Annotated in this window: 15 protein-coding genes; 8 read left to right on the forward strand and 7 right to left on the reverse strand. The window is 65.4% G+C overall.

Annotated features, from left to right (window positions below):
- Window positions 1-47 precede the first annotated feature (47 nt).
- Both PCJ21_RS12880 and PCJ21_RS12885 read right to left on the reverse strand, forming a co-directional pair.
- A complete protein-coding gene (locus PCJ21_RS12880) occupies window positions 48-500 on the reverse strand; it encodes a DMT family transporter (protein ID WP_269931814.1) in 453 nt (150 codons plus the stop codon).
- A gap of 2 nt (window positions 501-502) precedes the next feature.
- Entirely contained in the window at window positions 503-961 is a 459-nt protein-coding gene (locus tag PCJ21_RS12885; RefSeq protein WP_269931815.1) for a DMT family transporter, read from the reverse strand.
- Window positions 962-1074: 113 nt separating this feature from the next.
- Here PCJ21_RS12885 and PCJ21_RS12890 point away from each other — a divergent pair, with 113 nt between their 5' ends.
- On the forward strand, window positions 1075-1983 hold the full coding sequence (locus PCJ21_RS12890) for a LysR family transcriptional regulator (protein ID WP_269931816.1): 909 nt from the start codon (window positions 1075-1077) through the stop codon (window positions 1981-1983).
- On the opposite strand, the gene PCJ21_RS12895 is transcribed toward PCJ21_RS12890, so the two are convergent.
- Complete coding sequence (locus PCJ21_RS12895; RefSeq protein ID WP_269931817.1) at window positions 1980-2855, reverse strand: sigma-70 family RNA polymerase sigma factor; 876 nt, start codon at window positions 2853-2855, stop codon at window positions 1980-1982. The genes PCJ21_RS12890 and PCJ21_RS12895 overlap by 4 nt on opposite strands.
- A 124-nt stretch (window positions 2856-2979) precedes the next feature.
- Here PCJ21_RS12895 and PCJ21_RS12900 point away from each other — a divergent pair, with 124 nt between their 5' ends.
- Window positions 2980-3438 (forward strand): carboxymuconolactone decarboxylase family protein, encoded by a 459-nt coding sequence (locus tag PCJ21_RS12900; protein WP_269931818.1) that lies wholly within the window; start codon window positions 2980-2982, stop codon window positions 3436-3438.
- A gap of 95 nt (window positions 3439-3533) precedes the next feature.
- On the opposite strand, the gene PCJ21_RS12905 is transcribed toward PCJ21_RS12900, so the two are convergent.
- On the reverse strand, window positions 3534-4325 hold the full coding sequence (locus tag PCJ21_RS12905) for a DUF2189 domain-containing protein (protein WP_269931819.1): 792 nt from the start codon (window positions 4323-4325) through the stop codon (window positions 3534-3536).
- A gap of 104 nt (window positions 4326-4429) precedes the next feature.
- A complete protein-coding gene (locus PCJ21_RS12910; protein ID WP_269931820.1) occupies window positions 4430-5104 on the reverse strand; it encodes a permease in 675 nt (224 codons plus the stop codon).
- A 103-nt stretch (window positions 5105-5207) separates the two neighbouring features.
- On the opposite strand from PCJ21_RS12910, the gene PCJ21_RS12915 reads away from it, so the two are divergent.
- The 4 genes from PCJ21_RS12915 to PCJ21_RS12930 all read left to right on the forward strand — a co-directional run bounded on the left by PCJ21_RS12915 (window position 5208) and on the right by PCJ21_RS12930 (window position 6946).
- On the forward strand, window positions 5208-5480 hold the full coding sequence (locus PCJ21_RS12915; RefSeq protein WP_269931821.1) for a hypothetical protein: 273 nt from the start codon (window positions 5208-5210) through the stop codon (window positions 5478-5480).
- 148 nt (window positions 5481-5628) lie between these two features.
- Entirely contained in the window at window positions 5629-5838 is a 210-nt protein-coding gene (locus PCJ21_RS12920) for a cold-shock protein (protein ID WP_269931822.1), read from the forward strand.
- Window positions 5839-5944: 106 nt separating this feature from the next.
- On the forward strand, window positions 5945-6175 hold the full coding sequence (locus PCJ21_RS12925; RefSeq protein WP_269931823.1) for a hypothetical protein: 231 nt from the start codon (window positions 5945-5947) through the stop codon (window positions 6173-6175).
- Window positions 6176-6295: 120 nt separating this feature from the next.
- On the forward strand, window positions 6296-6946 hold the full coding sequence (locus PCJ21_RS12930; protein WP_269931824.1) for a glutathione S-transferase family protein: 651 nt from the start codon (window positions 6296-6298) through the stop codon (window positions 6944-6946).
- A 39-nt stretch (window positions 6947-6985) separates the two neighbouring features.
- Here PCJ21_RS12930 and PCJ21_RS12935 read toward each other — a convergent pair whose 3' ends face one another.
- Complete coding sequence (locus PCJ21_RS12935; protein ID WP_269931825.1) at window positions 6986-8155, reverse strand: NAD(P)/FAD-dependent oxidoreductase; 1170 nt, start codon at window positions 8153-8155, stop codon at window positions 6986-6988.
- Window positions 8156-8252: 97 nt separating this feature from the next.
- On the opposite strand from PCJ21_RS12935, the gene PCJ21_RS12940 reads away from it, so the two are divergent.
- Window positions 8253-9143 carry an HpcH/HpaI aldolase/citrate lyase family protein gene (locus PCJ21_RS12940; protein WP_269931826.1) on the forward strand — a complete coding sequence of 297 codons (891 nt, stop codon included), beginning with the start codon at window positions 8253-8255 and terminating at the stop codon, window positions 9141-9143.
- A gap of 14 nt (window positions 9144-9157) precedes the next feature.
- Complete coding sequence (locus PCJ21_RS12945; protein WP_269931827.1) at window positions 9158-9367, forward strand: DUF1737 domain-containing protein; 210 nt, start codon at window positions 9158-9160, stop codon at window positions 9365-9367.
- A gap of 18 nt (window positions 9368-9385) precedes the next feature.
- Here PCJ21_RS12945 and PCJ21_RS12950 read toward each other — a convergent pair whose 3' ends face one another.
- Window positions 9386-9808, reverse strand: a complete 423-nt coding sequence (locus PCJ21_RS12950; RefSeq protein ID WP_269931828.1) for a metallopeptidase family protein — start codon at window positions 9806-9808, stop codon at window positions 9386-9388.
- Between the last annotated feature and the right edge of the window lie 88 nt (window positions 9809-9896).

Below are 9896 nucleotides of genomic sequence, written 5' to 3' on the forward strand. Positions count from 1 at the left end.
CCTACGCGGCGGTGGCGAAGCATCTGATGAAGACGCAGGACCCGCCTTCAACCGGGCTGCCGTTGTCGGGCGGATGAAGGCATCGGCAGGCGCGCGACGACAACGCCAAGCAGGATGGCGGCGATGCCGGCAAGCTGCAACGGGGCGAGCGTCATGCCCCGTGCCAGATAGTCTATGGCAACGCCAGACAGCATCTGGCCGGAGATTACCAGCAGCACAGTTCGGACAGTGCCCAGGCGCGCCAGCACGAAGCTGTTCGCCGCAACGAACAGCGCGCCGAGCACGCCGCCCAGCCATGCTTCGACGGGCGCCTCGACCGCCCCCGCCAGTTCCTGGCCGCCGCCCAGCGCCGCAATCACCGCAAGCAATCCGAAGCCGACAAGGTGGTTCCAGAACGAAGCGCCAAGCGCGCCGCGCGCCATGGCAAGCCGGCCATTCAGCGATCGGCTGAGACCGATCAGCAAGCCGTTCAGCACCGCAAGGCCGATGTAGGTGGCCATGGTCATTGCCTCCCGACGACCAGCAGCACGCTGCCGCCAAGCACAAGCGTTGCAACCACCAGGTCGCGCGCCTCGAGCCGTCTTTGGGTAATGCCAAGGAAGCCGCACCGGTCGGCAGCCATCCCGAACATCACCTGGCCGACAAGCATGAAGGCGATGGTGCCCGAGAGCGCCAGCGGTCCGTTGGCGGTGATTGCCGCAAGCACTACGGTGAACGCTCCGGGGATGCCGCCGAGATAGGCCCAGCCAGGCGCCGTGACGCGCGGTACGTCGGGTTTCACGGCAACGCGCCACCCGGCAAGCAAAAGCAGCGCGACAACCGCGCCGATGCCGTGGGCGAACAGGGATGAGGTCACAGGCGAGCTGCGTTCGGCCAAGAGGCTGTTCGAGGCGATCATGCCGGCCAGAAACGCGCCCGCGCCAAACGCCACCAGCCCATCCGTCAGCCGTCCGATCATCATCCGCCTTCCGTCGCCATCGCTTGAGGCCAGAAAGATAGCGTGCGGACAGTTGGCGAAAATCAGTCTACTATTCACATCAATAAGGAAAAGCAGTCCGCAATAGCGAGGATGGCATGGACAGGCTCGGCGGCATCGACGTGTTCATCCGGGCGGCCGAGACGCGCAGCTTCGTTGCAGCGGGGCGCGATCTTGGCATCTCGGCGTCGGCCGTCGGCAAGGCCATCGCCAGGCTGGAGCAGCGCCTTGGCGCGCGCCTGTTTCATCGCAGCACGCGCAGCGTTTCGCTAACCGCGGAAGGCAGCCAGTTCTTGCTGCGCTGCAGGCGCATTGTCGATGAACTGGAAGCCGCCGAAGACGAGATCACGCAGGCCAGCGCAGCGCCGCGCGGATCCTTGCGCGTAAGCCTGCCGATCGCGGGCGCGCTGTTCATGCCGGTGCTGACGGAGTTCATGCGTCTGTGGCCCGACATTCGGCTGGAGCTCGACTTCACCGACCGGCTGGTCGATGTCATCGAGGACGGTTTCGACGCCGTCGTGCGGACCGGGGCCGCAGCCGACTCGCGCCTGATGAGCCGCAAGCTCGGCGCGTTTCGTCACCGGATCGTAGCGTCGCCGGCCTATCTGGCTGACGCGGGTACCGTGCTGGCGCCGGAAGACCTGCTCGATCATGCGTGCCTGCACCACCGCCATCCAGTTTCCGGCAAGCTCGAAGCCTGGCCGCTGGTTCGCGACGGGACAGCACTCGACCTGGCATTGCCGGCCAGGGCGATCGCCAGCACGATCGAGGCGCGCATCCATCTTGCCGAACAGGGCCTGGGCATCGCCTGCCTGCCCGACTATGCCGTGCGGCGGCAGCTGGCCGCCGGCTCGCTGGAGCCGCTGCTCGGCGAGTTCGTCGAAAGCCGCGGCGCCATGCGGGTGCTTTGGCCGGCGAGCCGTTACCTTGCGCCCAAGATCCGCGTCTTTGTCGATCACCTCGCGGCAAGGCTTTTTGCAGAGCCGCATGACACCGCCGCGGCTTAGGCGTCGAGCAGGACCACATCCAGTTGCGCAAGCCTGTCGGGGGCGGCGATGGCGTCGATGGCGGCGATGCGGCCGTCCGTGACGGTCAGAGCCAGTACCACGCGCAGCTTGCCCATCGGGGCGATCAGCAGGCCGATGGACCCGTCGACGAGTGCGGGCCGCGCGCTTTGTGCCCGACCCTTGAAATTGTTCGCCACGGCCTGCGCGCCGCGCAGTTCGGCGACATTGCCCAGTCGCGATGCGACGGCATCGGCGCGGAACACCACGTTCGGATCGAGCACCGCGAGCAAGCCAGCGAAATCGCCGCCGCGCGAGGCGGCGAGGAAGGCGTCGACGACTTCGCGCTGCCGCGTCCGGTCGGCCGTCTGCGTCTCGTCGCTGCCCTGGACGCGCCGCCGGGCCCGGCTGGCGAGCTGGCGCGCGGCGACTGGCGTGCGCTCGACGATCGGGGCGATCTCCTCGAACGAAAGGTCGAACATGTCGTGCAGCACAAGCGCGATGCGCTCGGCGGGGGCGAGTTTTTCCAGCACGACAAGCAAGGCGAGGCCGACCGCGTCGGCCATGGCCAGTTCGCGTTCAGGGTCGACCGTCTGCGCATTGAGCGCGACCGGCTCGGGGCTGTCGTCGTCGAGCTGGTCCTCGCGCCTTGCCTTGCGCTGGCGCAGCATGTCGAGGCAGACGCGCGCCACCACCGTGGTCAGCCAACCACCAAGGTTGTCGATTGCATCGGCATCGCTTCGCGAAAGCCTGATCCAGGTTTCCTGCACGGCGTCCTCGGCCTCGCTGAGCGAACCGAGCATGCGGTAGGCCACCGCGCCAAGATGCCGGCGGTTGGCTGCGAACTGTTCGCTCAGAAAAAGTCTGTCGGTCATCGTCACGTTTCCTGCACTCGTTTCGTCAAGGTCATGACGAAGCAATCCCGGGCGATGTGACAGCAGACCGGTTCAGGAGCGGCGACGTCAAGATCGAACGAACCCGAACAGCCAGGAGGCCACCATGCAATCCCGCATGACCAACCCCGCCATCGTTCTTCCCGAAGCCATGCAGGCGCTGTTTGCGCTCAACAAGGCGACCGAACTCGAGAGCTTGCCTGAGGTGACGCGCAAGCTCGTCCACTTGCGCGCCAGCCAGATCAATGGCTGCAGCGTGTGCGTGCACATGCATTCGCTGGAGCTGCGCAAGCTTGGCCAGATGGACGACCGCATCTTCGCCGTTTCGGCCTGGCGCGACACGCCATGGTTCAGCGACGCCGAACGCTCGGCCCTTGCGCTGACCGAGGCAGTGACCCGGATTGCCGACAAGTCCGATCCGGTGCCAGACGACGTCTGGGCGGAAGCAACGCTGCACTATGACGAAAAGACCGTTTCGGCGCTCATTCTGTCGATCGGCCTGATCAATGTCTGGAACCGGCTCAATGCGGCAGTCCGTCAGGTCGCCGGCGCCAGCTGGAATTGAGCGGGCGCGTTTGCTCCTTGCAGGGGCGAGGCGGGCCTCGGTGTGGTTCCGCCTCGGTCGCCCTGCAGGGAGCCCGGCCCGGTTTGCGCGGCGTGCTACACCACGGCGCGCCGGTACAGGTGCCAGGTGGCATGGCCGAGCACCGGCAGCACCACCAGAAGCCCGAGGAAGAACGGGACGCAGGCGGCGAGCACGGCAAGCGTGACGATCAAGCCCCAGCCGAGCATCACCGGGGGGCTCGCCAGCACGGTGCGGATCGAGGTCAACATGGCGGTGATGAAATCGACCTCGCGGTCGAGCAGCATCGGGATCGAGACGACGGTGATCGAAAACAGCACCAGTGCCAGCGCCGCGCCCTCGACGTGGCCGATGCCAAGGAACAGCCAGCCCTCGTTGGTGGTCAGCACGACATGAGCGAAGCGGTCGAGCGTGGCGAAAGACATCCGCCCGAGGATGAGCGCGATCAGGAGCCTGATCTGGTAGAGCCAGATCCAGAATACGAACAGCATGACAAAGGCCATCCATGACACCTCGCGCCGGCGCTGCGCCCAGATCACGTTGAGCACGCCGCCGAGCGTCGGCGTCCTGCCGGCCTCGAGCTGGCGGCTGACTTCGTAGAGCCCGACGGCGGCGAACGGGCCGACGAGCGGAAAGCCAATGGCGAAGGGATAGATCAGCCACGGCTCGTGCAGCACCAGAAGCGAGGTGGTGATAGCCATGCCGATGACCACGAAAACCAGCGCTATTGCCAGGCCGATGCCGGGCGCGCGGGCAAAATCGGCTGCGCCTTCGGCGAGGCTCGCGCGAATGTCGGCGACGGTCAGCGCCCTGACTTCCGGCAGTGCGCCCGGTCGCCGGCCCCCCGCCGTCTTATTGCTCGCGACCATGGTTTCCTCCCTCGCACGGCAAAGCATGATGTCACCTTGCACGGACACGTTGGACAGTGCTTTGATCGGGATCAAGGCGCAACCGCCGTCGGCAGGCAACACGCTCAGGCAGAGGCAAGCCCGAAGGCGATGACTGCGCCGGCCAAAATCACCGCGACAAGTGCCGCCGCCATGACGCCGAGCACCATCAGTGCCGCGCGTGGCAACGGCAGCTCGAGATGGCGGGCAAACCAGCGCGTCTCCACCGTCAGGTACCAGGCCATGGCGCAGCCGAACAGCGCAACACCTGACAGCACCGTTGCAGGGGTGTCGATGCGGGTCAGCACGCCGCCAATGCTGGTCACCAGCGCAAAGGGCGCTGCGACATAGCACTGGCTGTAGAATGGCCGCCGCAGCGTGTTGCGGTCGATGCGAATGCCGCGGTGGCGCAATAGCCGCAGCGCCATCAATAGCGGAAAGAAGCTGAAGGCCACGGCGCGAAACAACAAGAGATTGGCGTCGCTTGCGAGGAACGACGGCGGCGCCCACGGTGTTTCCTGGCGCACCAGTGCCAGCTCGAAGCCGTGCGCCAGCAGCAGCGTGATCAGCAGAAACATCGGCGGGCTCAGCGTGTCGGTATATTGGTCGTCGACTTCGTCGCCGAGCTCGACATCGGCATAACGCATCATCGCTTGCGGCCGGCGCAGCGTTCGCCACAGCGTCATCGGATAGAAAACCAGCCACGACGCCAGCTCGTAGAGCAGCTCCTCGAGCGATTTCAGCAGCCGCATGAAGTCCATGCCATCCCCCCGGCGTGAGCGCATGAGGCGCGTTTGCATCATGTCGGCCAAAGGGCGTTGTGGGAAGGGACTACCGAACCCGGCCCGACGGCGGACGCCGGATATGAAAAAAGCGGGCAAAGCCCGCTTCCCTCTGGCTCCCGAGACACTGCAAGCCGCCGGTACATTCGTGGTCGGCATGCCGTCGATCAGGGCAAATTCAGCGGCTCGCGGCAAAACCCAAGGCATCGTATCTCGATGTGCGTTTCGCTCCGGCAAGCTCGCCGATGGACTTCATATGGGTGGAGTGGTTGACGATATCAAGGAAATAGTTTTCGCTTGGCAGAGGCGTCGGGCCGGCGCGTCTTTCGGTGACGCCTTGCTATTGTCGCATTGAGCGCTATATTGGCTAAATCGATCTTGCTGTAGAACTTTGTTCCGCGCGCCTGGCGCCTCTACGATCTTCCCCCTCAAAATCGATCGAATAAGTTCGCCCGGAATTCTTCTTGGCGATTACTTCACTATGTCGATTGAAAGGCAATCTCATGGCTACTGGTACCGTTAAGTTCTTCAACTCCACCAAGGGTTTCGGCTTCATCCAGCCCGACACCGGCGAGCAGGACGTTTTCGTCCACATCTCGGCTGTCGAGCGCTCGGGCCTGCGCACTCTCGTTGAAGGTCAGAAGCTGTCCTTCGACGTCGTCCGCGACAACCGCTCGGGCAAGAACGCGGCCGAGAATCTTCAGGCCGCATAAGCCATTGCTTCCGGCTGGCAGCCACGGATGTACTGGCGCCGGCCGTCGAGGCAATCAGGAGAAGGTCGGGAATTCCCGACCTTTTTCGTTTCAAGGAGTTATCGGCATGGCGCGTTCCATCACCAAGGAAAACCTGTTCGTTCCGGCCCTCAACAAGGCTGAAGCAAAAGGCGATACGACGACCAGGGTCGCGCAATCGATCCTCGACGTGGAGGTTGCCGCCCGCGAGGCCAAGACCGCGCGCCTGCGCGCCGCACGGCTGGCCATGGAGGCAGCCCAGGAGCCCGAGCCGGTAACCAAGCCCAAGGCCCGCAAGAAGCCCGCCGCCAAGAAATAACGCTTCGCCGTGTCGGGTGCCGCCGCGGTCGTTCGTCCTATGGCGACAGCAACCGGCAACAAGCCATGGGGCCATTTCCGGCCACCCGCGGCTTGAAGCCAATTTTCGGAGAGGCTTCCGATGCGCCCCACGATCACCGCCTTTGCCAATTCGCCCGACGAGGGCGCCGGACAGGCGCGCGACATGCGTCTGCGCTGGGCGTTCGAGGAGGTCGGCCTTCCCTACGATGTGCGCCTCGTCTCGTTCCGCGAGATGAAGCAGCCGGCGCATCTTGCCCTGCATCCGTTCGGGCAGATCCCGACCTATGAGGAGGGCAATCTCGCCCTGTTCGAATCGGGTACGATCATCCTCCATGTCGCGGAACGAAACCCGGGCCTGTTGCCCGACGACGCCAACGGGCGCGCGCGGGCGATCATGTGGATATTCGCCGCGCTGAGCACCGTCGAACCGCCGATCGTCGAGTACGACCAGGCCGACCTCGTCGAGCGCGACAAGCCCTGGTTCGGCCAGCGCCTGCCGATGCTGCAGGAGCGCATCCGCGTCCGCCTCGGCCAGCTCTCCGCCCATCTCGGCGATGCCGATTGGCTCGATGGCGATTTCAGCGCCGGCGACCTGATGATGGTGACGGTGTTGCGCCGTCTCCATGGCTCGGGCCTGATCGAGGAGTTTCCCAACATCGCCGCCTATGTCGCCCGCGGCGAAGCGCGCCCGGCCTACAGTCGCGCCTTCGCGGCCCAGCTTGCGGTGTTCACGGCTGCGTCTTCGGACTGACGGCCGGAGGGGACGGCTGCCCGTCCTCTTCGCTGTCGGTCAGATCACGTTCAGTTCGCGGAACGGTCGCCCTTCGGCGATGCGCTGGTAGCCGAAGGCCGAGCAGTCGATGCTGCGATAACCGCCATGGACGATGAGCTCGGCCAGCGCCTTGCCGACGGCGGGCGCCTGCTGCAGGCCATGGCCGGAGAAGCCGTTGGCGAAGATGAAGTTCTCGACCTCGGGATGCGGGCCGATGACGGCGTTCTGGTCGAGCGCGTTGTAGTCGTAGTGGCCGACCCAGGCGCGCGTCGGCTTGATTGCCTCGAAGGCCGGCACGCGCGTGGCGAGCACAGGCCAGATCACCTCTTCGAACAGCGGCCAGTCGGGGTTGAAATCCTGCGGGTCGGCCGCCTGCTCGCTGTCCTCGCTCTCGGCGCCGCCGGTGATGTAGACCGAACCTTCGGGCCGGACATAGACCCCGCTCGGGTCGACCATCAGCGGCATGTCGTCGAAGCGGTCGCGCGCCTCGAACACGAAGACATTGCGCTTGCGCGGCTCGACCGGCAGCACCAGGCCGGCCATGGCCGAAACCCTGCCGGCGTTCGGGCCGGCGGCATTGATGATGATGCCGGCCTCGAGCTTCTCGCCTGAGGCGAGGGTGACCGAGGCGACGCGGTTGCCCTGGCGCTCGACGCCCACCACTTCCGACGTGACAAGGTCGACGTTCCTGGCCTTCAGCGCCTTGCGGAACAGGCCGAGCATGGCGTGGGCATCGAACCAACCCTCGCCCGAGCGGCCATAGGCGCCGGCGGTGATGCCGTCGGTCGAGATCCATGAGAACCGCTTCTGCAACTGCCCGGCGTCCTCAAGCACGATGTCGGCGCCTTCGGCCATCTGCGCGCCGTGGTTGGCCTTGAGGATGGGCAGGCCGTTTTCGCCGGCGAGGATCAGGTAGCCGCCCTCACGGAAGCCGATGTCGGCGTCGGGTCCGAACTCTTCCTTCAGGCGTCGGAACAGCGAAAGCGTGAATTGCGACAGGCGGATGTTTTCGGGGATCGAGAACTGCTGGCGGATCGAGGCGCAAGACAGCGTGGTTGCCGCGTTGGCGAATTGCGGGTCGCGTTCGATCAGGGCGATCGAGCCGGTAAAGCCCTCGTCGCGCAGGTAGTAGGCGACCGAGCTGCCGACGATCGCGCCGCCGATGATGACCACGTCGTAGCGTGCCATGAAGTGTTCCCGTGTGGTTATGCCGGAGGACAAGAGCAGTTACGCCACGGCCTCGCAAGCCCTTGCAAGGGCCAGCATTGCCGGGCAAGAAGACCAGATGTCACATTCTCTCTCTCGCCCGCGCCGTTCGGTGCTGTTCGTTCCGGCCACCAACGAAAAGGCGATCGCCAAGCTCTCGCAGCTTGCCTGCGACGCCGTCATCTTCGACCTCGAAGACGCCGTGCTGCCCGAGCACAAGGCGGCGGCGCGCGAGCGGCTGGCGAAGTTCTTCGCCGAGCGGCCGGAGGGCGGGCGCGAGTATGTGGTTCGGATCAATTCGCTGGCGAGCCCCTGGGGCGCCGACGATCTCGCCGCTGCCGGCGGCTGGGCCAGCGACGGCGTGGTTCTGCCCAAGGTCGAGACGGCGCGTGACCTGCTCGAGGCCAACGACGTGCTCGACGAGGCCGATGCGCCCGAGACGCTGAAGCTCTGGGCGATGATCGAGACGCCACGGGCGCTGCTCAACCTGCCCGCCATCGCCGAGCTCGGCCGCGACCCCTCGGCGCGGCTGTCGTGCCTGATCGCCGGCCTCAACGATCTCGCCAAGGATACCGGCGTCAAGGTTACGCCCGATCGGCGCTACCTGCGGCCCTGGCTGATGCAGATGGTGTTGTGCGCCCGCGCCGGCGGCATCGACATGCTCGACAGCGTCTCCAACGATTTCCGCGACCTCGACGCCTTCGGCCTCGAATGCGGCGAAGCCGCGGCAATGGGCTTTTCAGGCAAGAGCATCATCCACCCGGCCCAGATCGGCCCGGCCAATGCGGCGTTTTCGCCGCCAGCCGAAGCACTCGTCGAGGCGCGCGCCGTCGTCGACGCCTTCGCCCGTCCCGAGAATGTCTCTGCCGGCGTCATCTCGCTTGACGGCAAGATGGTCGAGCGGCTGCATCTCGCCGAGGCCGAACGGCTGCTGGCGCGGGCTGTCCAGCTCGAAAGCCTCAGGCACTGAACAGGGAGACCGACATGAAACTCTATCGCTTCCTCACCGGCCCGGACGACGCCACCTTTTGCCACAAGGTCACCGCCGCCGTGAACAAGGGCTGGCACCTGTTCGGTTCGCCGACCTATGCCTTCGACGCCGAAACCAAGACGATGCGCTGCGGCCAGGCCGTGGTGAAGGACGTCGAGGGGCACGACTACGAAGCGGGTGTCACCAAGCTCAGCGATTATTGAGTTTCGGGGAGGGCGCCGCTATTCGGCGGCTTCCTCCAGCCGTTCCATGTCCTCGTCGGACAGGCCGAAATGGTGGCCGATCTCATGGATCAGCACGTGGGTGACGATGTCGCCCAGCGTCTCCTCGTTCTCGGCCCAGTAGTCGAGGATGGCGCGTCGGTAGAGGGTGACGCGGTTGGGGCCGTCGCCGGTCTGGGGGTTCCAGCGTTCGGCAATGCCGCGGCCCTCGAACAGCCCGAGCAGATCGAACGGCGTCTCCAGCGACAGGTCGTCCATGATCTCGTCGGTGGGAAATTCTGCGATCTGGATGACCACTTCGCCGGTCAGCTGACGGAACTCCTCCGGCAGATGCGCGTAGGATTCGAGCGCAAGCAACTCGAACTCGTCGATCGAGGGCGACAGCTGGTCATGCCAGGCGCGGGTCTTGTAAATGCGGGCCATTCTTCGTCCTTTTGAGGGCATATAGCCGTTCGCCGCGCCGCTTACGAGGCTTTTGCCGCCTGCCCAAAAAATAAGCGCCGGAAGCAGG

It is taken from the genome of Aminobacter sp. HY435 (genome assembly GCF_027568395.1).
Taxonomy (GTDB): domain Bacteria; phylum Pseudomonadota; class Alphaproteobacteria; order Rhizobiales; family Rhizobiaceae; genus Aminobacter.